Source organism: Novosphingobium sp. UBA1939 (genome assembly GCF_002336885.1).
GTDB lineage: Bacteria > Pseudomonadota > Alphaproteobacteria > Sphingomonadales > Sphingomonadaceae > Novosphingobium.
The window spans coordinates 1-25,215 of record NZ_DDFB01000116.1; the positions used below are offsets into that span (position 1 = coordinate 1).

Sequence of the window (25,215 nt, forward strand, 5' to 3'; positions counted from 1 at the left end):
CGTGGCCGCCCAGGCGCCCGCCGTGAGGCCGGCGGTGGCGCCCGCGGCGCGCAGCCGCGTGGGGGCCAGTCGCCGGAACGACCAGAGCAGCCCGCCGAAAATCGGGATCGCCAGCAGGAATACGTTGCGCGAACAGATCTTCCAGCTCGCGCCCAGCCACATCGCCATCCATTCGGACGATGGCGTCTTGGCCATTTCCGCAATGCTGATCGCCGCAAGGCCCGCGACCGGCAGGGCCATGATCCACAGCCAGCCGAGCGCCGCGCCGTCGGGCCTGCCCAGCCGCGCGGTCGCCAGTGTCGCGCAGAGGGCCAGGGACGCGGTGTAGAGCCACTTCATCCAGAATGCGCCGCCATGCATGGCGATCCAGAGATCGGGCCGGAAGCCCAGCCATGCGCCGACGGCGAGCAGAGTCCCCCCGCCCCCCAGGATCAAACCGGCGGTCAGCCTCCGGCGCAGGGCATGGCGCGGCATGGGTTTGACGTCCTTCGTCAGGCTGTCGATAAGGTCGTCGGTGTTCATTTCAATGTGTCCCTGACCCGTGCGGCGAGCGCTTTCAGCCCGCGATGCACGGATACTTTCACGTCGGATTCGCCCATGGCGTGCCGAGCGGCGGCTTCGGCCGTACTGAGTCCGTCGATCCGCGTGGCCCGGATCGCGGCCGCCTGTTTGGCCGGGATCGTATCGAGCAGGCGGGAGACGTCCGAGCGGGCGTTGCTGGCGTCCTCGAAGCCTTCGACGACAAGAATGTCCTCCAGTCCCTCGATCGCGCACGTCCGCCCGGTACGCCTGAAGCTGTCGATCATCTTGTAGCGCGCGATCGCGAAAACCCAGGCCATCAGCGGCCGAGCGGGATCGTATGTGATGCGTCGCTGGTGAACCGCGATCAGTGTTTCCTGGACAAGATCTTCCACATCGTCCTCGCGCCCGCTCATCCGGCGGCGATAGAACTGGCGCAGCACTGGCAGCAGCCCGCGCAACAGCAACTGGTGCGCGGCCGCATCGCCGTCCAGCCCGCGTGTCATCCACGCCTTCAGTTGATCTTCGCTTGCCTGCATGTGCGTTTCCCGAAGCCGTTTCGGGGCGGATGGGCCGATGGTTACAACCGGACAGGCGATCCGGCAAAAATTTTCCCGGCCGATGATCCGTAACCGGAACGCGTCCCTGATCGAAATGCGGTGGTCGGACCTGATACGGCCGGTGGATCAACGAAAACCCGCATAGGAGAAAGAACCATGAAAATCACGCACGCAGCCCTGGCTGCCGCCATCGCCATCGGCGCCAGCACCGCTGTCAGCGCAGCGGACGCGCCGCAGATGGAAAAGTGCTACGGCGTGGCCAAGGCCGGCAAGAATGACTGCAAGGCCGGCGCCGGCACCAGCTGCGCCGGAACCTCGCGCGTCGACTATCAGGGCGATGCCTGGAAGCTGGTGAAGGCCGGCACCTGCACGCACATTCGCACGCCAAAGGGCTTCGGGTCGCTAACCCCCCGTACCTGAAGCTCCTGCCCGGCCGGTTGACTTGCCCCCGTTCCTCACCGGCCGGGCCCTTCCTTTTGCCCGGGAGACGGCTCATGAACCCTGAACGCAAATCCGGCTTAGGCGGCCTTGTCGCGCGGATCGGCAGCGACGACGTGCTGCTCCTGCTCGACCGGCTCGCGATCGCTCCGGTCTTCTTCCTGTCGGGCCGGTCGAAAGTGGAAGGCCTGTTCACGATCACCGACGGTACATTCGAACTGTTCCGCAGCGAATATGCGCTGCCCTTGCTGCCGCCGGTGCTGGCGGCGTGGATGGCCACGATCGCCGAACACCTGTTCTCGACCATGCTCGTCCTTGGCCTCGGCACGCGCATCGCCGCGTTCGGCCTGCTGGGCATGACGGCAGTGATCGAGATCTTCGTCTATCCCGATGCCTGGCCCACGCACCTGAGCTGGACGGCGCTGCTGGTGCCGCTCGTCTTGCGCGGAGGCGGACGCTTCTCGCTCGACGGCTTGCTCACCAGATCGCGGGCCGCACGCTAAAAAACCCGGCTCGTCGTTTCGCACATAATTCCATGCGCCGGGCCTTATAGACAGGCCGGCGTTGCGGCGGGATACCCGGCGGACAGAACCGGGAGAGAACGAGTGGCGACGGTGGCGATGGTATCGTCCATGAGCGAGGCGGACCGGGCCGCGCGTCAGGAAGTAGCAGCGTGCCGCCGTTTAGGCGGTAAAGTCTCCTTGATCTCCAGCCGCCGGCATCGGCATGGGGCGTGATGGGCGCACGGCGGCGGCGCCCACGCGCGCTGGTTTCGATGCCTGGTGGACGCTGACGGTCGTCTCGTCGCTTTACGTGGCGAGTTACCTCAACCGCTTCATCGTCACCATGGTCGTGCCGGACATGAAGGCGAGCCTGCTGCTCAGCGACTTCCAGGTCGGCATGATCCTGGGGCCTGCCTTCGCCGTGTCCTATGCCGTGGCGGGCGTGCCACTGGGATGGCTCGCGGATCATTATTCGCGCCGGATGGTGATTCTGGGCGGCACCATCCTGTTCGCGGCGGCGACTGCCGCGTCCGGCCTTGCCGGCTCGTTCGTGGCGATGCTGGCATTGCGCATCTGTGTCGGCATCGGCGAATCCTCGCTGTCTCCGGCGGCCCTTTCGCTCATCGCGCAGAAGTTCCCGCGCGAGCGCCTGACCACGGCGATCTCTGTCTTTTCGATGGGGCCCAAGATGGGCACCGCCTTCGCCTTCGCGCTTGGCGGGATCGTCGTGGGTGGCGCGGCCTATGCCACGCGCACCTTGCCGACCTTGCGCGCTGTCGAGCCGTGGCGCCTGGCCTTCGCGATCACCGCCATACCGTCGCTGTTCATCGGCTTGCTGTGCCTGACTTTCCGGGAGCCAGGGCATCCCGACGCGGCGGCCGGGCGCGTGGGGAGCGGCGGCGACAGCGTTGTGCGGTTCCTGGTCGCGCAACGCCGGCTGATGATACCCATGTTGGGCGGATTCGGTCTCTTGCTGATCTGCGGACAGAGCCTGATTTCCTGGGTTCCGTCGTATCTCCAGCGCCAGTTCCATTGGGAACCGGTCAGTTATGGCCCGGTGCTCGGCCTGATCAGCACCGTCGGGGCCGCCTCGCTGGTGGTCAAGGGCATGATCATGGACCGGCTGTTCGCGCGCGGCATTCGCGATATTCACATCCGCTTCTACACCTGGCTACTGATCGCGACCTGCCCGATCACGGTGGCCGCCTTTCTGGTGCAAGGCCGCGTGGCGTTCGTGCTTTGCTATGCGGTGGCCGGCGTTATCACCATTCCCTGCCTGGCCTACGCCTCGGTGGCGATCCAGATGATCGCGCCGCCGACGTTGCGCGGCCGAGTCTTCGCCGTGTTCTCGATACCGCTTGCCTTGCTGGGCGGCCTGGGACCGCCGCTGGTAGGCGCGATCACCGACTATGTGTTCCATGATGAAGCGCGGCTCGGCTGGGCGTTGAGCATCCTGCTGGGAACGGCCATCCCGCTCGCGATCGTTGCCTTGCGCGTGTGCCTGCCCGCCTTGCGCCAAGCGATCGATGCCAACGATCCGGCGAGGCAACTGTAGCGCGGTTACGATATGAATACATCAACCTTGACGTTGATTTGTCCATATGAAATTCCGGCGTTCAATGGATGACGAATATATCTCCGCGGAAGAAGCGGCCGCGCTGCTGGGCGTCAGCGTCACCACACTTTACGCCTATGTCAGCCGCAAGGGGCTGCGTTCGCAACCGGTGCCGGGCTCGCGTTCGCGCCGCTACTGGCGCGATGACGTGGAAAGGCTGCGGCGCAAGGGCCGGCAACCGGCGTTCGCGCCCGGTGAATTGCAGCGCGAAAGCCGCATTACCCTGCTGACCGAGCATGGCCCCTATTATCGTGGGCGCAGCGCTGCCGAGCTGGCGGAAACAGCCTCGGTCGAGGCGGTGGCGGCGCTGTTGTGGGACGTGGAGGAAGAAAAGGCCTTCACCGCCCGTGCGCCGCGCTGTCCTGCGCATTTCACGGAACTGGATGCCCTGCTGGCGGGCGAGCCGGCGGTCGATCGCGCGGTGGCCCATCTGCCCTTCCTGGAACACGCCAACGCCCATGCGCACGATCTGACGCCGATCGGCATGGCGCGGTCCGGGGCCGACATCATTCGCTGGCTGACCGCTATCTTTCTGCGCCGGTCCGAACCCTCGGTCCAGCCGATCCATGAACAGTTCGGCGCGGCGTTGCGGCTTGAACCGGCGGTGACCGATCTGGTGCGACGGTTGCTGATCCTGGGCGCGGACCACGGCTTCGAGGAGGGGACCTATGCCGTGCGGGCGGTGGCCAGCACGGGCGTTACCCCGTGGCGGTCAGTCGCGGCCGGGCTGATGATCCACGCCGGCCGCAGCAGCAAGTTCGGGCACAGTCTTGCCGCGCGGCAGTTCGTGGCGGAGACGATCGAGGCGGCGGATCCGGAAGAACCGATCGCCCGGCGGATGCGCGAGCACGAGCCGCTGCCGGGCTTCGAAAGCCGCCTCTATGCGGGCGGCGATCCCCGGGCACGCGTGCTGGTGGACTATTGCGACGCGGCGCTGGGCGATGATCCCGCCTATGCCCGGTTTCGTCACGCCTTGCGCTATGCCGAGGACGTGCTGGACCGTAAGCCCGCCTTTTCGCTCCTGTCCGCCTTCGTCACGGCGCGGATCGGCCTGGCGGGGGACGCGGCGCTGCGCGGACCAAGCGCCACCCAGTCGCCATTTCTCATCGGCCGCGCGATCGGCTGGATCGCGCACGCTTCGGAACAGTACCAGCTTGGCGAAGCCGGCCGGCGCGAACAGGTGTACAAGGGGCCGCTACCCCCCGTGGCATGATGGCAAGCAGGGGCGGAACCAAGGTTCGGCTATGCCCCTGCGCGCGCTCAATCCAGCTCGATGTCGAGCAGGCGGACATATTGCTGCCCGCAGTGCATGTCGCGCTCCACTTCGCCGCCTTGCGGGGAGGTGCGTGGGTAGGACACTTTCAGGACGTGAAGGCTGTCGACCGGGAAGTATTTCACCAGCGCGGCATCGGCACCGAACAGCCGGGCGAAGGTGTCGCCTCCCAGCGCCGGGCTGTGCGCGTGCCGGGCATAGCTTTCGGCGTCCTTGAAGAAGAAATCGACCGTCACCCAGTATGGGCCGGCATTCTTGGAGCGGACCAGCCTGCACACCTCGTTGACCGTTGCCATCACGCGGCCTCCTCAAGCGCCAGATCGACCCATTCGGTGCGGACGAGCTCCATCGGATCGTCGCATTCGACCACGTGGTTGAGCCGGAACTCGTAGACCGGACCGCGCTCTATGTCCGCCGGGGTGAAGGCGAAGCCGTAGCTGGGCATTTCCTCGTGCTCGGGCATGTACATGTGGAAGAAATAGGGATTGCACGCCTTGGCGATCTGCGTGGCCATTTCCTGCGTATCGGCGGTGGCGACGAACAGCACGCCAACCTCGCGCGGGGCCGGCGTGCCGGCCGGCACCTTGTCGCCGGAAACCGCGTTCCAGCCGTAGAGGCGCAGCGAAAGGTGAAAGTCGCCGGCCGCTTCGCCCACCGCCTTGTGGACGCGATCGTACAGCACCCCCAGCATCCGGTCGTGAAACGCGTCCAGGTTGTTGAGGACCACGGGGTCCTGGATGCCGACGAGCATGACCGTCTGGAAGCGGCCGCTGGAGGCGCCCTCCAGCTTCATCGTGTAGGGCTTTGGCTCCCACACCGATCCGGTGACCTTCACCGTGCGTGGATCAATCTGGGCATAATGCGACGCGGTGACGTCCAGAACGCCTCCGGGCTCGACAAGGCGGAACGGATCGCTGTTTTCGTAAAGCATATGTGCCGAGACGCTGTGCGGCGTGCAGCGGTTGGCCGTGCTGAGGGGTTCGACCTCGAAGCTGTCCCGGTCGATCCGCAGCAGCACGCCAGCGCCTTCTTCCACCTTTTCCGTGCATTGTGCGCCGCATTCGGCGATCTTGCCGGCATGCCAGCTCGGGCCGGCCGGCGCGCCCTTCCACAGCGCATAGCTGGCGATCACGGCGGTATCGGTGGTGCGGCCGCCCAGGATGATGTCCGCGCCGGCGTCCAGCGCGGCGATGTAGGGCTCTGGCCCCAGGGCGGCGACGATGTGGTCGCACGCATCGATCGTGGCGTCGTCGAGCGCGCCGAGCGGAGCTAGCGGACGAATCCGGCCCGCCGCGTTCTTCGCCTTGACCGTCGCCTTGTCCAGTTCGGAACGCAGCAGTGCGATCTTTGGCGTGATGCCCAGTTCGCGCGCGATCTCCACCGCGATATCGCGCGTCCAGTCAAGGTTCTTGTCACCGCCGGCCTGCCCGCTGGTGCCGATCACGATGGGAATGCGCGCGGCCCAGGCCTGCTTCATCATGATTGTCAGATCGCGCTTCACCGACTGGCGGTTATTCTTGGAAATGCCGAGCGCGAGATAGGCCGCACCGCTGTCGGTCGAGCCGGCGTCCGACGCGATCACCATGGCGCCCCTGGCGATGCCATAGGCAACCTCGTCCTCGCGCACGCCGGCGCCAAGCGAGCCGGCCGGGACGAGGACCGATATGGGCTTGGACGGATTGTCCTTAGGTTCTGTCATGTCATGCTTCCATCGTCAGCGGTTTGTTCGGAAAAGTCACAGGATCACGCCGGTCAGCGTGGCTGCGGCGATAAGGATCAGGGTCAGCAGCAGCGCCCATTTGAGGCCGAAGCGCTGCATCGCGCCGACATCGCACCCGAGCAGGCCAGCCGTCAGATAGACCGCCGCCACCAGCGGGCTGAGGCCATGCGTCGGCAGGCTGAGCAACGAGGCGCGTGCGATCACCGCCGGCTCCACCCCGTAATGCGCGGCGGTTTGGGCGATGATAGGGATGACGCCGAAGTAGTAGGCATCGTTCGACAACACGAACGTCAAAGGGATGCCCAGGAACGCCGTGACCATGCCAAGCTGCGGGCCCATCGCCGGCGGCACCGCGGTCATCGCGCCCTTGGCCATGGCGTCGATCATGCCGGTGCCGGCCATGATCCCGGTGAACGACCCGGCGGCCAGGATCAGCACCACGATCGGCAGCGCGTTTTCGGCATGGGCCTTGAGCCGCTCGCCCTGCAGGCGGGGCGAGGGATAGTTGAGCAGCATCGCCACCGCAAAGCCGATCATGAACGCCAGCGGCAGCGGCACCAGCCGCGCGATCGCTATGCCCAGCATCGCCAGCGTGAGTGCCAGGTTCAACCAGATCAGGCGGGGGCGGGCCAGCGTCATGTCGCGGGTGAACGAAAGGATCGATTCGCCGGATTCGATCGGGTCGGTGCCGCGCGCGATCCTGCCGCGTTCGCGCCGGCCCAGGTGCCAGGCAATCGCCAGCGTGCCCAGAATGCCCGCCGCGATCGTCGGCAGCAGGGGCACGAAGACGTCCGCCGGATCGACGTGCAGCGCCGCCGCCGCGCGGCCGGCCGGGCCGCCCCACGGCGCCAGGTTCATGACCGTGTTGGCGGAACCCAGGATCACCGCCAGCACCAGCGGATTCATGCCGAGCCGACGATAGACCGGCAGGAACGCGGTGATCGTGATCAGCGCCGTGGTCGCGCCGTCGCCGTCGAGCGCCACGATCAGCGCGACGATCGCGGTGCCCAGCGCCACGCGCACCGGGTCTTCGCCGGCAAAGCGCAGCACACGGTTGACCAGCGGATCGAACAGGCCGGCATCGATCATCAGCGCGAAATAGAGCACGGCGAACAGCAGCAACGTGGCGGTAGGCGCCAGTTGCGCGATGCCGTCGACCGCCATCTTGCCCAGATCGGCACCGTGGCCGGCAAGCACGCCGAACAGCATCGGTATCAGGATCAGCGCGACCAGCGCGGTCAGCCGCCGCGTCATGATCAGGACCATGAACGTCAGAACCATCATGTAACCGAGCAGCATCAGCACGCGTCGTTTCCTTCCGCCATCACCCGGAGTGCCGCCGCCGCGCCATGGCGCAGCGGCGGCCGGGCCGCCTCGGGTGGAGAGGTGAGCCCGAAGCGCGACACCGTCAGAACCGCGCGTCCAGCGTGACGCCGAACTGGCGCGGCGGACCATACTGCACGAACTGGTAGGAGCCGCCGTTGGTCTGCCACAGGCGGTATTCCACGTCGGTCAGGTTCTTGCCCCACACGCGGGCCGAAAAGCGATCGTTGAGGTAGTAGGTCACGCTGGCGTCCCACAGGGTGCGGGAGCGCCGGTATTCGGTGTAGCTGTTGATGTTGTTGTCGTAGATGTCGCTTTGATAATCCATCGTCACGGCGGCGCGCAGCCAGCCCCACGCGGCCCTGGGAGTCTGCAGCCCGATATCGGCCACCACGGCGTTCACCGGCGTCCGGCTCAGGCGATTGCCCGCGCCGTTGGTAAAGCTGGGATTGCCGTTCACGTCGAAGCCCGACGTCTGGATGTACTTGGTGAAGAACGGATGCAGGTAGGTATAGCGGACCGTCGCATCGAACCATTCGACCGGCTTGATCATGAATTCGGTCTCGATGCCCTTGATGTTGGCGTCGGCGACGTCGATGGTCACGCGCTGTCCCAGCGGCCCGACACTTAGATCGGGGACCACCTTGATGGTCTGGAAGTTTTTGTAATCCATGATGAAGCCGGAGACGTTGAAGCGCAGCCTGCGGTCCCACCAGTCCGTCTTGAAGCCCACTTCGTAGTTCGTGACGCGCTCGGGTGCGGTCGGCACGCGGGCGAGCGCGGCCGTGCTGGGTTGTTCCTGGAAGGCGCCTGACTTGAAGCCGGTCGAAATCGAACCGAACGCGAAGATATTGTCGTTGAAGCGCATGTCCGCGCCGACGCGATAGGTGAACACGCCCTTGTCGAACACGCCGGGCTGGCTGCCGGTGTCATAGTTCACGACCGGTGCTGCCGGCGTGCCGCGAATGCGACGGGCGTCGTAGGTCTTCTTTTCCTGGGTGAAGCGACCACCGGCAAAGAGCCGCAGGCCGAACCCGAAGCGATACTGCCCTTCGCCGAAGACCGCGTAGCTGTCGTTGGTGGAACGGCCGATGAAACGGTTTACCGTGGTCGGGACGAGCTGCTGCTGCGTTTCGCGTTCGCGATAGATATCGTCGTGGTTGAAATAGAGTCCGCCGACCCAGCTCAACGGGCCGGAACCGGTGGACGAGAGCCGCGATTCCACCGAATAGGAATCAGCCTTTTCCACGCCCAGCAGCTGGATGCCGTCGGTGCCGAGGCGGTTGGCCGCATTGGTCGCCGCGTTGGTACCGTCCAGATCGTTGAGGAAGCTGTAGTTCAGGGTGCGCCAGCCCACCGTGGTGGTCCAGTTCGCGAAGCCCAGGACGTCGGTGGTCAGTTCGGCGCGCGCACCGCCGGTCCGCGATTTGATGAAGCCTTGCACATCGGGATTGGCCACGCGCGGCTTGTCGTAGTCGTCGTACCCGAACGGGGAAGCGGTGCGGAAGGGCAGGACGATAACGTTGTAGCGCGAATTGTCCGACAGGTCCTGGTTGGCGATGTCTCCCGACAGCAGCAGGTAAGTGCCCGGCGAAAGATCGACCTTGATCTGCCCGCGCGCGCTCAGCTTGTTTTCGTCGTCCAGCGGATGACCGGTCACGGTCTTGCGGAAGCCGTCATTGGTGACGGCGCCCAGCACGAACCGCGTCGCGATCGTGTCGGTCACGGGCAGGTTCAGCATGAGGTTGCCGTTGCGCTGGCCGTATTCGCCGAAGGTCAGCTCGGCGCTTCCTTCCGCTTCATGCACCGGTTTGTTGGTGATGAAGTTGATGGCGCCGCCGACGACGTTCTTGCCCCAGAGCGTGCCCTGCGGCCCCTTGAGCACTTCGACGCGCTCCATGTCGTAGAAATCGATGCCCAGCATGGCGCCGCGGGCGAGATAGATCCCGTCGAGGAAGGCGACCGACGACGGATCGCCACCCGCGCCCTGGTTGCTGCTGCCGATGCCGCGGAAAAACGGCCGCGGGGCGGCCCGGGGATTGGCGTCGAAGTTCACGCCCGGCGTGGCCTGGGCCAGCCGGTCGAAGTTGGTAATGCCCTTTTCGGACAATTGCTTGCCGGTGAAGGCCGTCACGGTGACAGGCGTGCTTTGCAGCGATTCCGCACGCCGGCGCGCGGTGACGATAATGTCGCCGAACGCGCCGCCGTCGGTGGCTTGCGATGCGCCGGTTTCGTTCGTGTCGGCCTGCCCACCGGCTGCCTCCTGCGCCAGAATGGCGGACGGTGCGCATACGATGCCCGCCGCCGTGGATGCGCGCAACAGCGCGCGCCTGAAATCGGATGTCATGGTCCCAATCCTCCCCCGCATACGGACTTTCCGCCCGTCATGCCGTGTGATGCGCTGCCGGCGCCGGTTGTGACCGGTGCCATGCAGTGGCCCCTATGTGCGGTCTCGTCACGGGAGATGCCTGCCATCCAGATTGCATTGCGCGCATTTTTTTATTCCCGCATTCGCTGGTACGGCGCAGGGAGAGGACGAAAGCGAGCGAAACCGATGATGTCGCGCGAGAACTGGCTCCACGAATTGCCCGCGCACGTGCGTGAGGCGATCGTGGCGCGGATGACGACGGTGGAAATACCGGCCGGGCAGACACTGCGGCGGACGGGAGACCGGGCCGTGGGCATGTATCAGGTCGAAAGCGGGTACGTGCGGCTGCTCGGCCTCAATCCGGATGGCCGGCAGGTGTTGATCCTGCTGTACCGGCCGGGCAACTGTTTCGGTGAAACGCCGGTGATCGCGCGCCGACCCTTCAACCATACCACGGTCGCGCTCACCGACGTGCGGCTGCGGATGCTGGCCGAACGCGATTTCTGGGAGCTCTATGGCGAATTCCGGGAAATTCCCGACGCGCTGTGCCGCAAGTTCGCCAACAACACGAGCCGCCAGTTCGTGATGCGCGAGATGCGCTCGACCTTCCGGCTGCGGCAGCTGATCAGCGTGTGTTTCGCTAGCCTTGCCGATCATTGCGGCAAGCCCTTTGCCGATGGATCGGTGCTGGTCGAACTGCCGCTGGTCCAGGGTGATTTCGCGGATTTCCTGGAAGTGACGCGCCAGGCCGTCCAGCGCGAGATCGGCGCGCTCAAGGCCGCTGGCCAGATCAGCCAGAGGCGGGGGCATTGGCTGCTGCACAACGTGGAGGGCCTGCGCGTCGACGGCCTTGCCTTCGGCGCCGCCTGACGATCAGGCGCATTCTTCCGGTGTGAAACCGCTCGTCTGACACATCATGCATCGGGCGCATGTTATGTTTCAGGAAGCGGCATTGATACCGGCATCCCCGGCCTTCACAAATCCAGCATCGCAAGAACCCGCGTCGAGACGGGTTTGGGAGGATGTATGGATTGGAAGAATTCATGTGCCGTGGGCGCTCTGGTGATCGGCCTTGCCGCCGGGCAACAGGTCTGGGCGCAAGCGGCCGCGGAACCGGCTCATGGAGTGGATGGCGCAGCGCCGGCCACCGCGGATAAAGGCGGCGAGATCATCGTGACCGGTTCGCGCATCGCGCGGCGCGACTACACGTCGAGCAGCCCGATCTCCACGGTCAGTTCCGATTTCATCGCGAAGACGGATTCTTCCACGCTGGAGACAAGCCTCAACCAGCTGCCGCAAATCGCTTCGTCCGCCAGTTCCTCCACCAACACGCAGGCGCGGGGCGGGCAGGCCAGCCTGAACCTGCGCGGCCTTGGCCAGCAGCGGACTCTGGTGCTGCTCGACGGGCGGCGGGTGCAGCCTTCGGCGGCGGACGGTTCGGTGGATCTCAACGTGATCCCCGCGAACCTGATCGGCAGCGTCGAGGTTATCACGGGCGGCGCCTCCGCGATCTACGGCTCCGACGCGGTAACCGGCGTGGTCAATCTCAAGCTCCGCCGCGACGTGAACGGGCTCGAGGTTTCGGGCAAGATGGGCGTTACCGGGATGGGCGACGGGCAGACGCGAGATTTCAACGCCATCGCTGGCGGTAAATTCGCCGACGGGCGCGGTTCGGCGATGATTTCCATCGGCTATTCGGATCGCCGCACCGCTCCGTTCGACGCGCGTGCCTATCTGCGCGGGCAGGTCGTCGTCCCGGCCTTGCCGAGTTCGCTGGTCAACGTCTCGGCCAGCAACCTGCCGAGCCAGGCGGCGGTCAATGCCATTTTCGCGGGCTATGGCGCGGCGGCGGGATCGGTTTCACGCTCGTCGCAGCTCTCGTTCAACGCCGATGGCACGCTGTTCGCGCCGACCGGCGCGGTCAACTATCGCGGTAGCCGGAACCTGCCCTATATCTACTATGGCGGCATCCTGCAGTTCACGACCACCGATACCTATACCGCACAGACGCCGCTGACCCGGTACAACATCTATGGCCGCGCCGATTACGAAGTGGCCGACGATATCAAGGCGTTCGTGGAAGGGTGGTACACCAGCTATAACGTCACCACCGGCGGCGCCTATGCCAACGCCGGGTCGTCGTCGGGCAAGATCCTGTCGGTACCGGTGACCAACCCGTTCATTCCGGCCGATCTGCGCACGTACCTCGCCTCGCGGCCCAATCCGAACGCGCCGTTCACGATCACCCGGTTCATGCAGGAAGCGGGTACGCGGGCCGAGCGCAACGACTATGACGTGTTCCAGCTTACGGCCGGGCTGAACGGCAAGATCCGCAGCGCCCATCTGGACTGGAGCCTCGTGGCGAGCTTCGGCAAGACCCGCGCGCTGACCACCGAGACCGGCTATCCCAGCTCCTCCGCGCTCCAGACCCTGCTGAGCGCGGCGGACGGTGGGCGAAGCCTGTGCAGCGGCGGCTACAACCCGTTCGGGCCAACGCCCAATTCCGCTTCGTGCATCGCCTATATCGCGCGCACGGCACGCAATGTCACCGAACTCAAGCAGACCAACGTCGAGGCCAATCTGGCCGGCGACCTGTTCAAGCTTCCCGCGGGGACGCTGAAATTCGCGCTGGGCGCGAACTATCGCGAAAACACCTATGCCTTCAGCCCGGACAATCTGATTTCGAGCGGCGATCTCGCCAACTTCCTGCCCGTGTTCGGGTCGTCCGGGAAGACCAGGGCCACCGAAGCCTATGGCGAGCTGCTGATCCCGGTCATCAAGGACGCACAGCTGATCCGCGAGTTCAACATCGATGCTTCCTATCGCTATTCGCACTACAATACGGTCGGAGGTATCTCGACGTACAAGGTCGACGGCGACTGGACGGTCATCGACGGGTTGCGGCTGCGCGGGGGCTATTCCCGGGCGACACGCGCGCCTTCGGCGGGGGAGCTGTTCGCGGCGACCAACCTGGGGCAGGCGCCGATCGGCTCCCCCGGCCTGATCGGATCGGGTGATCCCTGTGATTCCCGTGGCGCTTACCGTTCGGGGCCGAACGCGTCGGCGGTGACGGCCCTGTGCCTGGCGCAGGGGGTTCCGGCCAGCCTCATTACCGGCTTCACCAACACCAACCCCCGCGTGCCCTTCCAGGCGGGCGGCAACACCGCGCTGAGGCCGGAAACGGCGGACACCTACTCGATCGGTCTGGTGCTCAATCCCAGGCTGGCCTCGCCGTGGCTCTCGCACATCTCGCTGTCGGTGGACTGGTATTCGATCAGGATCAGCCGCGCGATCGGGCAGATCACCAATACCGTGGCGCTGTCACAGTGTTTCGACGGTACGGTCAATCCCACCTTCAGCAGCAGCAATTACTACTGCTCGCTGCTGGCGCGCGATGCCACCAACGGCCAGCTGACCGTGATTCAGAATCCGCTGCTCAATCTTGCCAGCTACAAGACGACCGGCGTCGACACCCAGCTGGACTGGCGCGTCCGGTTCGATGAAATCGGGTGGAAGGGCAAAGGATCGTTCGGCATCAACACCGTGATCACCTACCTCGATAGCTTCAAGATCAAGAACTTCGCCACCGCGCCGACGCTGGATTACGCCGGAACCATCGGAAACCAGCAGATCGACCTGTTCGCCGATGCGCATCCCCGCTGGAAGGCCACCACCGGCGTCACGGTGACGCTGGAGAGCGTTTCGGCCGGAATGCGCTGGCGCTATCTCGGGGCCATGGCCAATGCCGCCAACGTCGGCACTGGCGGCACCGCGCACGGCGTGCCCGCTGTCAGCTATTTCGATTTCGATCTGGCCTTCAACGTGGGCAAGCAGTTCACGTTGAGCCTTGGCGTCGTGAACGCGTTCAACAAGACGCCGCCGGTGCTCAACGACAACGTGACTGGCGTCCTTGCTACCGATCCCTATACCTACGACCTGCTTGGGCGCCGTTTCTATGCCGGCATCAAGGCGCGCTTCTGAACCGCCAGGGTGGTCGCTCCGGTTTCCGGCGCGGCCGCCCGTTCAGCCGGGGGAAGAATGCGCCTTGAGAATCCGGGACCAGAGCGCTTCGGCCGCCGCCGATTGCCGCGCCTTCGGGCGCCACAACCGGATTTCGATGGGCACGTCATCGTCCGGCGCGCCAGCGCGTACCAGCCGGCCGCTTGCCAGATCGTCCTGCACCAGACTCTGCGCGGTCCAGGCGATGCCCCGTCCATCGCGCGCCATGGCAGTCAGCACACTGGCGAGGTGAGAGGTGAAGATCGGGTTCGAGGGCGGTTCGCGTCCGGCGGCGGCCCAGGCGGCCGAAAGGATCCGGCCCATGCCCGAATCCGCGGTGAAACACAGCTGCGGCAGATGGTCGGCGCTTTCGTCCAAGAGCAGTCCGGGCGTGGCCACGGGCAGAAGCACGTCCTCGCCCAGCCGGATCGAGCGGAAGTCCGATCCGAACCGCGTCGTCGCGGCCTCGTGATGATGGCACAGCAGGAATTGCGCGCGGCCTTCCACCATCAGGCGTTCGCAGGCGACCATGTTGTCGGCGGTCAGCTCGACGGTGGCGCTGAACGGGTGCGCGTTTTCGAGCTGGCGCAGCCACAGCGGAAAGAAGGTGAGCGACAGGACATGCGTCGAGGCGAACCGCAAGGTCTCCGACGAGGCTTTGGCGATGGCGCGCACCTCGTCCCGCCCCAGCTGCAGGCGGCGCAACGTTTCCTCCGCCACGCCGCGAAACCGCTCTCCCGCCTGAGTCAGCTGGATGCGGTGGGTGCTGCGATCGATCAGGGTGGCGCCGACCCAGTCTTCCAGCGAGCGGATGCGCCGGCTGAAACTGGGCTGGCTGACCGCCCGCTTTTCCGCCGCCCGCGAAAACCCCCCGCAATCCAGCAGGGCAAGAAAATCCTCTAGCCATTCGGAGTCCATGGCCGAAGGTCTGCGCGAAACGCGGTTGTCCCGCAAGGGCCGAGGCGGGCGGCAACGCGGATCAAATTATGCGAACACTGTATTGGATGGCTCGGCCGACGCCGGCTAGGCCGTAAGCAAGGCTCCGGACAACGGTCGAAAGACGGGGCAACGGGAATGGGGATCTATGGGCAGTCGTTTCGATCCGATCGCGCTGGAAATTCTGTGGAGCCGGCTGATCGCCGTAGCCGATGAATCGGCCACCACGCTCCTGCGCACGGCCTTTTCGCCGATCATCCGGGAATCGAACGATTTCGCCACCTGCCTGATGAACGCGCGAGGCGAAACGCTGGCCGAATGCAGCGGCGGCATCCCCACGTTCGCCGGCCTGCTGGGGCGCACCGCGCGGCACATGCTGTCGCGCTTTCCCGCCGAGAGCTGGCGCGAAGGGGACTGCGTCATCACCAACGATCCCTGGATCGGCACCGGGCACTTGCCCGACATCGCGATGATCGTGCCGATCTTCCACCTTGGCCGGTTGGTGGGCTTTTCCGGGACCGCCGCGCACACGCCGGACATTGGTGGCAGCCTGGGCGCTGAAAATCGTGAGCTGTTCGAGGAAGGCGTGTGCATTCCGCCGCTGCATCTCTATCGCGCCGGCGAGCGTAGCGAAGACATGCTGGCGCTGCTGCTCAATAACGTGCGCCTGCCCGATCTGATGCTGGGCGATCTGGAAGCGCAAGTCACCGCGAACGAGGTATGCCGGCGGCGCACGGTGGACTTCCTCGTCGACACGGGGCTTGCCGATCTCGACGATCTTTCCCGCGCAATACAGGCGATGTCGGAGCGCTCCATGCGTTCTGCCATCGCGGCGCTGCCCGATGGCGTCTATCGCTCCGCGATCGATCTGGACGGGTTCGACGATCATCCCACGCATATCGCCTGCACGATCACCATCGCCGGTGAGACGATGACGGTCGACTATGCCGGCAGCTCGCCGCAGAACCAGCGGGCGACCAACTGCACGATGAACTACACGCAGGCCTACTCGATCTACCCGATCAAGTGCGTGCTCGATCCCTATACGCGGCGCAACGAAGGTTCCTATCGACCGATCACGGTGACGGCGCCCGAAGGTTCGATCATCAACGCGAAATACCCCGCCGCCGTCGCCGCCCGCCACTTGTCGGGCCATATCCTGTCATGCGCGATCTATCAGGCGCTGGCGGAGGTGGTGCCGGACCGGATCATCGCCGACAGCGGCGGCGCTCCGGCCATGCGCGCCCGGCTGGGCGGCGTGGACGACAACGGCGATCGCTATTCCGTGGTGCTGTTCGCCAGCGCCGGCATGGGGGCCTCACATGCCAAGGACGGCCTTTCGACCACCGCGTTTCCGACGAATTCGGGAGCGGGCAGCCTGGAAGTGCTCGAAGCGGGGTCTCCCCTGCTGTTCCGCAAAAAGGAATTCCGCCCGGATTCGGGCGGCGCGGGCCGGCAGCGCGGCGGCCTGGGGCAGACGGTGGAGATAGAGAATACCGCGTCGCGGCCGATGCAGGTTACCATCGTCGGCGATCGGGAGAAGAATCCGGCGAACGGCCTGCTGGGCGGCCAGCCCGGTGCCTGCGCCTCGGCCTCGGTTGAAGGCGTGGGGCCGGTGCGGCTCAAGTCCCGGACCGTGGTCAAACCCGGCGCGGCCGTCGCCTTCCACTTCGCGGGCGGAGGTGGATTTGGTAATGTGGCCGAGCGGGATGCCGCCGCGATCGAACGTGACCTCCTGCTGGGCCTGGTGACGCGCGAAGGGGCCGCGCGCGATTATGGTCAGGGCGCGGAGGGCGAGGCGTGAGCGCGCTCAAGACGGCGCGGATCGGCGTCGACATCGGCGGCACGTTCACCGATTTCGTACTGCACGACGAAGCGCGGGGGATCACGCGCACGGGCAAGCGTCTGACCACGCCCGACGACCCCAGCCGGGCGATCATCGAAGGCGTGCAGCGACTGCTGGAAGAGACCGGCACTGCGGCGTCCCAGCTTCACAGTATCGTCCATGGCACCACGCTCATCACCAACACGGTGCTGGAGCGGACAGGCGCGAAAGTGGGTCTGATCGCGACGCAGGGTTTTGCCGATACGCTCGAGATGGGGCGCGAAACCCGCTACGACGTGGACGACCTGTTCCAGCAGCCCGTGCCGGTGATCGTACCGCGCAACCTGCGGCGCGGCGTGCCGGGCCGGATCATGGCCAACGGCGAGGAGCGCGAACCGCTCGACGAGCGCGAACTCATCGCGCAAGTCACCGACCTCTTGGAGAACGAGGGGATCGAGGCGCTCGCCATCGCCTTCATGAACGCCTATCGCAATGCCGCGCACGAACAACGCGCGCGGGACATCGTAAAGGCCGCGTTCCCTGATCTTCTGGTCACGATTTCGTCGGCTGTCGCGCCGGAAATCCGTGAATACGAACGCACCAATACCGCGTGCGTGAACGCCTATGTTCAGCCTCGCGTCCATGGTTATCTCGATCGGCTGACGGACGAGCTGGGCGCGCTCGGCTTCGATGGCGATCTTTCGATCATGCTGTCGAGCGGCGGTCTGACGACGATCGACGAGGCCAAGAATTTTCCGGTTCGCCTGATCGAGTCCGGTCCTGCCGCCGGGGCGATGGCCGCCGCCTACATCGCACGGCAGATTGGCGAGGATCATCTGATCTCGTTCGACATGGGCGGAACCACGGCAAAAATGTGCCTGATCGAGCAGGCCGAACCGCACGTGAAGCACGATTTCGAGGCGGGACGGCTTGAACGGTTCAAGGCGGGGTCGGGTCTGCCGCTCAAGGTCACCGTGATCGACATGATCGAGATCAGCGGCGGCGGCGGGTCGATCGCGGCTGTGGACGCCCTGGGGCTGATGAAGGTCGGTCCGCGCAGCGCCAGTTCGGTGCCTGGGCCGGTCGCCTACGGACGCGGCGGTACAGAGCCGACCGTGACCGACGCGGACTTGCTGCTGGGTTACCTCAACCCTGATTATTTCCTGGGCGGCGAAATGGCGCTGGGCCTTGAAGCGGTGCGCAACGCGGTGGATATCCGGCTCGCCAAGCCGCTCGCCATCGAGGGGGAGACGGCCGCGCGCGGCATCCAGGAGATCGTCAACGAAAGCATGGCGGCAGCCACGCGGATGCACCTTGCTGAAAAGGGCAAGGACCCCCGGGCTTATGCGATGCTGGCGTTCGGTGGTGCCGGGCCGGTCCACGCTTACGGGCTTGCCAAGCTGCTCAAGGTCCGCCGCCTGATCGTGCCGATGGGAGCGGGGGTCATCTCCGCGTTTGGGTTCCTCGTCGCCGCGCCCTCGACCGACAGCGCGCGCGGGTATTTCGCCCGGCTTGACCGGGTCGACTGGGATCACGTCAACGGCCTCTTCGCCGAGATGGAGGCGGCCGCCCGCCTGATGCTTGCCGATACCGGTTCGGGGCAGGGAGAGATCCGGTTCCAGCGGCAGGCGGACATGCGCTATCACGGGCAGGGCTTCGAGATCACTGTCACCTTGCCCGAAGGCACGCTCGGGCCGGAGCGGACCGGGGACGTGCGTGAAGCCTTCGACGCCACGTATCGCCGCCTGTTCGACCGGGTGGTGCAGAACGTTCCGGTAGAGGCGGTCAACTGGCGGCTGACGGCATCGCTGCCCGCGCAGGAGATCAGCCTGGCCCACGCTCCGGTGGATGCGCCGGCGGAGCGGCCCTCGCGCAGCGTCAGCTTCCCCGGGTTCGGCAGGATGGAAACACGTGTCTACGATCGCTACGCCCTGAAGCCGGGCACCCGTATCGAAGGTCCCGCGATTTTCGAGGAGCGGGAATCCAGTTTCAACGTCGGCCCCGATGCCGTCGTTACCGTCGATGCTTTTGCCAACCTGATCGTCGAGATCAGCTACCCGGGCCTCGTCTGAGCGGCACCGGCGATTTTGGAGATCCGCATGCCACCATCCCGCCGCCGCGTCGTCGTCACGCAACGCTTCTTCGATCAGGCGACGATCGACTATCTCGAACAGGCCGGCTGCGAGGTGGTGCAGGCTGACCTTCCGCCGGGTCAGGCCGACGGCAACCTCAGCCACGACGAACTGGTCGGGCATCTTGCGGGCGCGGCTGGATGGATCGTCGGTCACGCGCGCGTGACGCGCGAATTGATGGCCGCGCTGCCCGATCTCCGGATCGTTTCGCGCCGTGGCGTCGGTTACGATCGCGTCGATGTGGCGGCGGCCGGGGATCTTGGCAAGGTCGTGTGCATCGCGGTGGGTGGCAACCACGAATCCGTCGCGGACCATACGCTCGCGCTGATGCTCGCGGTCGGGCATCGCTTTCGCGAAACGCAGGCAAGGATGATCGGCGGGGACTGGTCGATCCTGCTGGGGACGGACCTCTATCGCAAGACCGTGGGCGTTATCGGGCCGGGACGGATCGGGCGAAGCGTGGTGCAGCGCCTCGCTGGATTCGAAGCGGAGGTCCTGGTCCATGGCGGTTCGCCGGATGCCGGCTATGCGGCCCGCTCCGGCGTGACCTGGGTCGACCTGGACGAACTGCTGGCGCGCAGCGACTATGTGACGATCCACGCGCCACTGACGCCCGAGACGCGGTTTATCATCGATGCCGATGCGCTGGCCCGGATGAAGCCAGGCGCTTTCCTGATCAACACGGCGCGGGGCGGGCTGGTCGACGATGCCGCATTGCTCGATGCGCTGCGCAACGGGGTGATCGCCGGCGCGGGGCTCGACGTGTTCCTCAGCGAAGCCGATCCCGCGTTCAAGCCGGTCACCGAAGCGCTTCTAGAACTGCCCAACGTGATCGCCACGCCGCATTCGGGCGCCTCCTCGCGCGAGGGGCTGGACCGGACCAACATGGTGGCCGCCCGCTGCGTGGTTGCCGTGCTGGACGGCGGCGATCCGCCGGCCGAATGCATTGTGGCCGATGGGCGGAAGGGCTGATCGATGAGCGGTTCTCCGGCAATGCCTCCTGCCAGCGCGGAACGATGCGCGCAGGAGAACCTGTTGCTGGAGATGTTTCGGGCCGCCGTCGGCAGCGCCCTGCCGCAGCAATGCCTGCCAAGCAGCGTCTCTGCGCCGCCGCTTGGTCGAACGGTCGTCGTGGGGGCGGGGAAGGCCTCCGCTGCGATGGCGCGGGCGCTGGAGGGTTGCTGGCCGGCATCGCTATCCGGCGTGGTGGTGACCCGGTACGGCCATGCCGTTCCGTGCGACGCCATCACGATACTGGAAGCGGGCCATCCCGTACCGGACGCGGCCAGCGTCGAAGCCGGCAGGCGCATCCTCGAAGCGGTTTCCGGGTTGACGGCGGACGATCTCGTGATCTGCCTGATATCGGGCGGCGGTTCCGCCCTCCTTTCGGCGTTGCCTCCCGGTGTCAGCCTAGAGGACGAGCGCGCGCTTTCGAAAGCGTTGCTCAAGAGCGGCGCCACGATCGAGGAAATGAACTGCGTGCGCAAGCACGTCTCGTTGATCAAGGGCGGACGGCTCGCCGCCGCGGCCGCGCCGGCACGGGTCGTGACGCTGGCCATCTCCGACGTACCGGGCGACGACCCGGCCACGATCGCCTCCGGCCCCACAGTGCCCGATCCCACCACGCGTGCGGAGGCGTTGACGGTCGTGGACAAGTACGCGCTGGAACTGCCGGCGGCGGTGCGGGCGTGGCTTGCCAGCCCGGATAGCGAAACGCCGAAGCCGTCCGGCGGCACCGAACCCGACTACCGAATGATCGCGACGCCGCAACGGGCGCTCGAAGCGGCGGCGGACGTGGCCCGGAAAGCTGGATATACGCCGTTCGTTCTGGGTGATGCCATCGAGGGAGAGGCGCGCGACGTCGGACTGGACCACGCCGGTATCGCCCGCCAGATCGTCGCGCGCGGGCAGCCCGTGCGCGCGCCGTGCGTGCTGCTGTCCGGCGGGGAGACCACGGTAACTGTCCGGGGCGATGGCCGGGGCGGCCGGAACGTGGAGTTCCTGCTGGGTCTCCTGACCGGTCTGCAAGACCTGCCGGGCGTGTTCGCGCTGGCCGCCGATACCGATGGCATCGATGGCACCGAGGACAACGCCGGGGCGATCATCTCGCCTTCCTCGTCCGCCCGCGCAAGAATGGCGGGGCTGTCGGCCAACGGGCACCTCGCGCGCAACGACGCCTATAGCTTCTTCGCGGCACTGGGCGATCTGGTCATCACCGGTGCCACTCTCACCAACGTCAACGATTTCCGCGCGATCCTGATCGATGCGGCGCATCCCGTGCAGGAGCAGAGCACTTCATGAGCAAGAACGTTCACCGCATCGCGGTCATTCCCGGCGATGGCATCGGCAAGGAGGTGGTTCCGGAAGGGTTGCGCGTGCTGGAAGCGGTGTCGCGGAAGTACGGCTGCGGGTTCGCGTTCGACCACTTCGATTTTGCCAGCTGCGATTACTACCGCGAACATGGCACGATGATGCCGGACAACTGGAAATCGCTGATCGGCGGGCATGATGCGATCTTCTTCGGCGCGGTCGGCTGGCCGGAAACGGTGCCCGATCATGTATCGTTGTGGGGATCGCTGATCCAGTTCCGGCGCGAATTCGATCAATATGTCAATCTGCGCCCCGTGAAGCTGATGCCGGGTGTTCCCAGCCCGCTGGCCGGCCGCGTCCCGGGCGACATCGACTTCTACGTCGTGCGTGAAAATACCGAAGGCGAATACTCGTCGATCGGCGGCAAGATCTTCCCGGATTCCGATCGGGAAGTCGTCATCCAGGAAACGGTAATGACGCGCGTGGGCGTGGACCGTATCCTGCGCTTCGCGTTCGATCTGGCGCAGCGCCGCGAAAAGAAGCACCTGACGTCGGCCACCAAGTCCAACGGCATTTCGATCACGATGCCCTACTGGGACGAGCGCGTCGAAGCGATGGCATCGTCCTATCCGGACGTGCGCTGGGACAAGTATCACATCGACATCCTCACCGCGCACTTTGTCCAGCATCCGGACTGGTTCGATGTGGTCGTTGCGTCCAACCTTTTTGGCGATATTCTGTCCGATCTCGGCCCCGCCTGCACGGGCACGATCGGGATTGCACCCGCCGGCAACATCAATCCCGAACGGCGCTTCCCTTCGCTATTCGAACCGGTCCACGGGTCCGCGCCGGATATTGCCGGGCAGGGCATTGCCAATCCCATCGGGCAGATCTGGTCCGCTTCGCTGATGCTCGACCACCTGGGGGAAACCGTTGCCGCCGCCGCCGTGCTGCGGGCGATTGAGGAGGTATTGGCCCAGCCGGGGTTCCGCACCCGGGATCTTGGTGGTACCGCCAACACCATCGCTTGCGCCGATGCGATCGTGGACGCCATCGGCGCCTGAGCTTCCGTGCATTCGTGCGCGTTTTTTGCAATCTGGATGGCGGGCGCCGTTCCGGTCACGAAAAGGGGAGGTTGCTGAATGGAAATGTCCGCAGAAGAAGCGCAGGCGCGCGTCGATCTTGCCGCCGCCTTCCGGCTTGTGGCGCACTATGGCTGGGACGACCTGATCTTCACGCACCTGTCATGCCGGGTGCCGGGGCCGGAACACCACTTCCTGATCAATCCCTACGACATGATGTTCGAGGAGATCACCGCTTCGTCGCTGGTCAAGATCGACGTGGAGGGCAATCCGGTCGGTCCCTCTACCCATCCTGTGAATCCGGCGGGCTTCACCATCCATTCGGCGATCCACATGTCGCGCGAGGACGCCATGGCGGTGATGCACCTGCACACGCCGCACGGGCAGGCGGTTTCGGCCATGGAATTCGGGCTGTTGCCGCACACGCAGACGGCGATGATCGCCAAGCACACCGTGGCCTATCACGACTACGAAGGCATTGCGACCGACCTCGACGAACGGGAGCGGCTGGTCCAGGACCTTGGTGAAAAGCACGCGATGATCCTGCGCAATCATGGAACGCTCGCGGTTGGCGCCACCGTGGGCGAATGCTTCCTGCGGCTCTATTTCCTTGAGCGGGCCTGCCAGGCCCAGGTCATGATGCTGGCCGCCGGCCATGACCGGCTGAACACACCGCCGCAGGGGGTCGAGCAGAAGGTTGCGGGGCAGACGCCTCCGGCGATGGTCGCCATGGCCGCCGGGGCGCTCGCGTGGCCGGCGCTGCTGCGCAAGCTGGACCGGATGGACCCTTCGTTCCGCAATTGACGGGGGCGGAAGTGCGGCAGGGAGGCCCGCCGCACCTTTCGCGTATCAGTCCAGTTGCACGTCCAGCAAGCGAACGAACATCTGGCCGCTGTGCATGTCGCGCTCCTCGCGTCCGCCCGAAGGAGCCGGCCGCACGCAGGAAATCTTGACCATGTTGAGGTTTTCGACGGGGAACTGCTTGACCAGCGCCGGGTCGGTCCCGAACAAGCGTTCGAAGGTGGCCGGCCCCAGCGCGGGGTGCCGCGCATAGCGGTGGAAGTCTTCGCGGTTCCGGAAAAACAGGTCGAAAGTCACCCAGAACGGCCCGGCGTTCTTGGAACGGACGTGGCGGCAAACGTCTTGCACGGTAGGCATCATGCGGCCTCCTCAAGGCTGAGGTCCACCCATTCGGTGCGGACGAGTTCCATGGGATCGTCGCATTCGACGACGTGGTTGAGCTTGAATTCGTAGATCGGGCCGCGCGGGATATCGGCCGGCGTGAAGGCGAACCCGTAGCTCGGCATTTCGTGGTGCGCGGGCATGTACATATGGAAGAACTTGGGATTGCAGGCCTTGGCGATCTGGTTCGCCATGTCTTGCGTATCGGCGGTGGCCACGAACAGGACGCCGATTTCGGGCGGTGGCGGCGTGCCGGCCTTCGGCTGCGCGCCGGACACCGCGTTCCAGCCATAGAGCCTGAGCGAGATGTGGAAGTTCCCCGCCGCTTCGCCGATGGTGCTGTGGACGCGATCGTAAAGCGTCTTGGTCATCTTCGCCTGGAAGGTCTCAAGGTCGTTGAGCACGACCGGATCCTGAATACCGACCAGCATCAGCGTCTGGTACTGGCCTGCGGCCGCGCCTTCCAGCTTCATGGTATAGGGCATTTCTTCCCATTCGGAGCCCGTCACCCTGACCGTCCGGGGCGTTACCTGCTCGTATTGCGAATGAGTCACGTCCAGTACGCCGCCGGGTTCGAAAAGGCGGAACGGATCGCTGTTCTCGTAGAGCATATGCGCCGAAACGCTTTCGGGCGTGCAGGTGTTGATCTGGTTGAGCGGCTCGACCTCGAAGCTGTCGCGCCGGATACGCATGAGCAGGCCTGCCGCGTCGACCGTCTTGATGGTCGACTGGCCGCCGCATTCGCCGATCTTGCCGGCGTGCCAGCTCAACCCCCGGGGGGCGCCCTTCATCAGCGCGTAGCAGCAGATCACCGCCGTATCGGTGGTGCGGCCGCCCAGCACGATGTCGGCGCCCGCTTCCAGCGCGGCGATGAACGGTTCCGGTCCCATTGCGCCAACGATGTGATCGCAACCGTCGATCGTCGCATCGTCAAGCGGCCCCATCGGCGCGAGCGGACGAATCCGCCCTTCGGCGTTCTTCCGCTTGACCGTTTCCTTGGAAAGCTCCGAATAGAGCAGGGCGATCCGGGGGCGAATGCCCAGTTCCCGCGCGACTTCCACGGCGATATCTCGCGTCCATTCCAGATTGAGATCGCCGCCGGCCTGGCCGCTGGTGCCCACCACGATCGGAATGCCTGCCCTGGAGGCGGCTTTCATCATCAGGGTGAGATCGCGCTTAACCGCTCCACGGTTGTTCTTCGAGATGCCCAGCGCGAGATAGGCCGCGCCGCTGTCGGTGGAGCCAGCATCGGTCGCAATAACCTGCGCGCCCTGGGCAATGCCGTATTCCAGTTCTTCCTCGCGTGCGCCGGCGCCCAGCGATCCGGTGGGAACCAGAATTACCACCTCGTCATCGCATTCCTTGCCCATACCTGCTGCTCCTGTTGATCCGTGGAGCCATTTGTCCACCCATCATCATGGAGTCGTCAA

General features: G+C 65.6%; 21 protein-coding genes. 12 read left to right on the plus strand and 9 right to left on the minus strand.

The features are described 5' to 3' along the window. Positions 1-522: DUF1109 domain-containing protein (locus B3547_RS15125; RefSeq protein ID WP_292964411.1), on the minus strand; the 522-nt coding region annotated here is incomplete at its 3' end. Continuing rightward, a complete protein-coding gene (locus B3547_RS15130) occupies positions 519-1,058 on the minus strand; it encodes a sigma-70 family RNA polymerase sigma factor (RefSeq protein WP_124809450.1) in 540 nt (179 codons plus the stop codon). The genes B3547_RS15130 and B3547_RS15125, both read right to left, overlap by 4 nt. Positions 1,059-1,235: 177 nt before the next feature. On the opposite strand from B3547_RS15130, the gene B3547_RS15135 reads away from it, so the two are divergent. From B3547_RS15135 to B3547_RS15150, 4 genes are all read left to right on the plus strand, one after another. Next, positions 1,236-1,499 carry a DUF2282 domain-containing protein gene (locus tag B3547_RS15135; protein ID WP_124809451.1) on the plus strand — a complete coding sequence of 88 codons (264 nt, stop codon included), beginning with the start codon at positions 1,236-1,238 and terminating at the stop codon, positions 1,497-1,499. Positions 1,500-1,573: 74 nt separating this feature from the next. Continuing rightward, entirely contained in the window at positions 1,574-2,020 is a 447-nt protein-coding gene (locus B3547_RS15140; RefSeq protein ID WP_292964412.1) for a DoxX family protein, read from the plus strand. A gap of 223 nt (positions 2,021-2,243) precedes the next feature. Beyond that, the gene (locus B3547_RS15145; protein WP_292964413.1) at positions 2,244-3,575 is read left to right on the plus strand and encodes an MFS transporter; all 1,332 of its coding nucleotides are present in this window, start codon (positions 2,244-2,246) and stop codon (positions 3,573-3,575) included. 64 nt (positions 3,576-3,639) lie between these two features. Continuing rightward, a complete protein-coding gene (locus B3547_RS15150; protein ID WP_292964414.1) occupies positions 3,640-4,848 on the plus strand; it encodes a citrate synthase in 1,209 nt (402 codons plus the stop codon). Between the two features lie 47 nt (positions 4,849-4,895). Here the strand turns inward: B3547_RS15150 and B3547_RS15155 are convergent, their stop codons facing one another. From B3547_RS15155 to B3547_RS15170, 4 genes are all read right to left on the minus strand, one after another. Continuing rightward, positions 4,896-5,204: a DUF4387 domain-containing protein gene (locus B3547_RS15155; RefSeq protein WP_292964415.1), complete on the minus strand. Its 309-nt coding sequence runs from the start codon at positions 5,202-5,204 to the stop codon at positions 4,896-4,898. Beyond that, the gene (locus B3547_RS15160; protein WP_292964416.1) at positions 5,204-6,607 is read right to left on the minus strand and encodes an acyclic terpene utilization AtuA family protein; all 1,404 of its coding nucleotides are present in this window, start codon (positions 6,605-6,607) and stop codon (positions 5,204-5,206) included. The genes B3547_RS15155 and B3547_RS15160 overlap by 1 nt, the downstream gene beginning before the upstream one ends. A 36-nt stretch (positions 6,608-6,643) precedes the next feature. Next, positions 6,644-7,927 (minus strand): CitMHS family transporter, encoded by a 1,284-nt coding sequence (locus B3547_RS15165; RefSeq protein WP_292964473.1) that lies wholly within the window; start codon positions 7,925-7,927, stop codon positions 6,644-6,646. 109 nt (positions 7,928-8,036) lie between these two features. Beyond that, entirely contained in the window at positions 8,037-10,298 is a 2,262-nt protein-coding gene (locus tag B3547_RS15170; RefSeq protein WP_292964417.1) for a TonB-dependent receptor, read from the minus strand. A 207-nt stretch (positions 10,299-10,505) separates the two neighbouring features. Here B3547_RS15170 and B3547_RS15175 point away from each other — a divergent pair, with 207 nt between their 5' ends. Both B3547_RS15175 and B3547_RS15180 read left to right on the plus strand, forming a co-directional pair. Next, positions 10,506-11,189, plus strand: a complete 684-nt coding sequence (locus B3547_RS15175; RefSeq protein ID WP_292964418.1) for a Crp/Fnr family transcriptional regulator — start codon at positions 10,506-10,508, stop codon at positions 11,187-11,189. 180 nt (positions 11,190-11,369) lie between these two features. Further along, positions 11,370-14,300 carry a TonB-dependent receptor domain-containing protein gene (locus B3547_RS15180; protein WP_292964419.1) on the plus strand — a complete coding sequence of 977 codons (2,931 nt, stop codon included), beginning with the start codon at positions 11,370-11,372 and terminating at the stop codon, positions 14,298-14,300. 42 nt (positions 14,301-14,342) lie between these two features. Here B3547_RS15180 and B3547_RS15185 read toward each other — a convergent pair whose 3' ends face one another. Beyond that, positions 14,343-15,236, minus strand: coding sequence for a LysR family transcriptional regulator (locus B3547_RS15185; protein WP_292964420.1), 894 nt, complete (start codon positions 15,234-15,236; stop codon positions 14,343-14,345). A 166-nt stretch (positions 15,237-15,402) separates the two neighbouring features. Here B3547_RS15185 and B3547_RS15190 point away from each other — a divergent pair, with 166 nt between their 5' ends. The 6 genes from B3547_RS15190 to B3547_RS15215 all read left to right on the plus strand — a co-directional run bounded on the left by B3547_RS15190 (position 15,403) and on the right by B3547_RS15215 (position 23,407). Then, on the plus strand, positions 15,403-17,058 hold the full coding sequence (locus B3547_RS15190; protein ID WP_292964422.1) for a hydantoinase B/oxoprolinase family protein: 1,656 nt from the start codon (positions 15,403-15,405) through the stop codon (positions 17,056-17,058). Then, positions 17,055-19,151 (plus strand): hydantoinase/oxoprolinase family protein, encoded by a 2,097-nt coding sequence (locus B3547_RS15195; RefSeq protein ID WP_292964424.1) that lies wholly within the window; start codon positions 17,055-17,057, stop codon positions 19,149-19,151. Before B3547_RS15190 ends, B3547_RS15195 begins: the two co-directional genes overlap by 4 nt. A gap of 27 nt (positions 19,152-19,178) precedes the next feature. Beyond that, positions 19,179-20,183 (plus strand): phosphoglycerate dehydrogenase, encoded by a 1,005-nt coding sequence (locus B3547_RS15200; protein ID WP_292964426.1) that lies wholly within the window; start codon positions 19,179-19,181, stop codon positions 20,181-20,183. A 72-nt stretch (positions 20,184-20,255) separates the two neighbouring features. Beyond that, positions 20,256-21,512 carry a glycerate kinase type-2 family protein gene (locus B3547_RS15205; protein WP_292964474.1) on the plus strand — a complete coding sequence of 419 codons (1,257 nt, stop codon included), beginning with the start codon at positions 20,256-20,258 and terminating at the stop codon, positions 21,510-21,512. After that, positions 21,509-22,585, plus strand: coding sequence for a tartrate dehydrogenase (locus tag B3547_RS15210; RefSeq protein WP_292964428.1), 1,077 nt, complete (start codon positions 21,509-21,511; stop codon positions 22,583-22,585). Before B3547_RS15205 ends, B3547_RS15210 begins: the two co-directional genes overlap by 4 nt. Before the next feature lie 78 nt (positions 22,586-22,663). Then, positions 22,664-23,407, plus strand: a complete 744-nt coding sequence (locus B3547_RS15215) for a class II aldolase/adducin family protein (RefSeq protein ID WP_292964430.1) — start codon at positions 22,664-22,666, stop codon at positions 23,405-23,407. A 45-nt stretch (positions 23,408-23,452) separates the two neighbouring features. Here the strand turns inward: B3547_RS15215 and B3547_RS15220 are convergent, their stop codons facing one another. Continuing rightward, positions 23,453-23,764, minus strand: a complete 312-nt coding sequence (locus tag B3547_RS15220) for a DUF4387 domain-containing protein (RefSeq protein WP_199558045.1) — start codon at positions 23,762-23,764, stop codon at positions 23,453-23,455. After that, the gene (locus tag B3547_RS15225) at positions 23,761-25,155 is read right to left on the minus strand and encodes an acyclic terpene utilization AtuA family protein (protein WP_292964433.1); all 1,395 of its coding nucleotides are present in this window, start codon (positions 25,153-25,155) and stop codon (positions 23,761-23,763) included. The genes B3547_RS15220 and B3547_RS15225 overlap by 4 nt, the downstream gene beginning before the upstream one ends. Positions 25,156-25,215 lie beyond the last annotated feature (60 nt).

Bases quoted from the DNA above. Each gene is read 5' to 3' on its own strand.
- B3547_RS15170 (WP_292964417.1), bottom strand. From the start codon at position 10,298: ATGACATCCGATTTCAGGCGCGCGCTGTTGCGCGCATCCACGGCGGCG.
- B3547_RS15150 (WP_292964414.1), top strand. From the start codon at position 3,640: ATGGATGACGAATATATCTCCGCGGAAGAAGCGGCCGCGCTGCTGGGC.
- B3547_RS15205 (WP_292964474.1), top strand. From the start codon at position 20,256: ATGTTTCGGGCCGCCGTCGGCAGCGCCCTGCCGCAGCAATGCCTGCCA.
- B3547_RS15130 (WP_124809450.1), bottom strand. From the start codon at position 1,058: ATGCAGGCAAGCGAAGATCAACTGAAGGCGTGGATGACACGCGGGCTG.
- B3547_RS15200 (WP_292964426.1), top strand. From the start codon at position 19,179: ATGCCACCATCCCGCCGCCGCGTCGTCGTCACGCAACGCTTCTTCGAT.
- B3547_RS15190 (WP_292964422.1), top strand. From the start codon at position 15,403: ATGGGCAGTCGTTTCGATCCGATCGCGCTGGAAATTCTGTGGAGCCGG.
- B3547_RS15215 (WP_292964430.1), top strand. From the start codon at position 22,664: ATGGAAATGTCCGCAGAAGAAGCGCAGGCGCGCGTCGATCTTGCCGCC.
- B3547_RS15185 (WP_292964420.1), bottom strand. From the start codon at position 15,236: ATGGACTCCGAATGGCTAGAGGATTTTCTTGCCCTGCTGGATTGCGGG.
- B3547_RS15140 (WP_292964412.1), top strand. From the start codon at position 1,574: ATGAACCCTGAACGCAAATCCGGCTTAGGCGGCCTTGTCGCGCGGATC.
- B3547_RS15135 (WP_124809451.1), top strand. From the start codon at position 1,236: ATGAAAATCACGCACGCAGCCCTGGCTGCCGCCATCGCCATCGGCGCC.
- B3547_RS15210 (WP_292964428.1), top strand. From the start codon at position 21,509: ATGAGCAAGAACGTTCACCGCATCGCGGTCATTCCCGGCGATGGCATC.
- B3547_RS15220 (WP_199558045.1), bottom strand. From the start codon at position 23,764: ATGATGCCTACCGTGCAAGACGTTTGCCGCCACGTCCGTTCCAAGAAC.
- B3547_RS15155 (WP_292964415.1), bottom strand. From the start codon at position 5,204: ATGGCAACGGTCAACGAGGTGTGCAGGCTGGTCCGCTCCAAGAATGCC.
- B3547_RS15175 (WP_292964418.1), top strand. From the start codon at position 10,506: ATGATGTCGCGCGAGAACTGGCTCCACGAATTGCCCGCGCACGTGCGT.
- B3547_RS15165 (WP_292964473.1), bottom strand. From the start codon at position 7,927: ATGCTGCTCGGTTACATGATGGTTCTGACGTTCATGGTCCTGATCATG.
- B3547_RS15145 (WP_292964413.1), top strand. From the start codon at position 2,244: ATGGGGCGTGATGGGCGCACGGCGGCGGCGCCCACGCGCGCTGGTTTC.
- B3547_RS15225 (WP_292964433.1), bottom strand. From the start codon at position 25,155: ATGGGCAAGGAATGCGATGACGAGGTGGTAATTCTGGTTCCCACCGGA.
- B3547_RS15160 (WP_292964416.1), bottom strand. From the start codon at position 6,607: ATGACAGAACCTAAGGACAATCCGTCCAAGCCCATATCGGTCCTCGTC.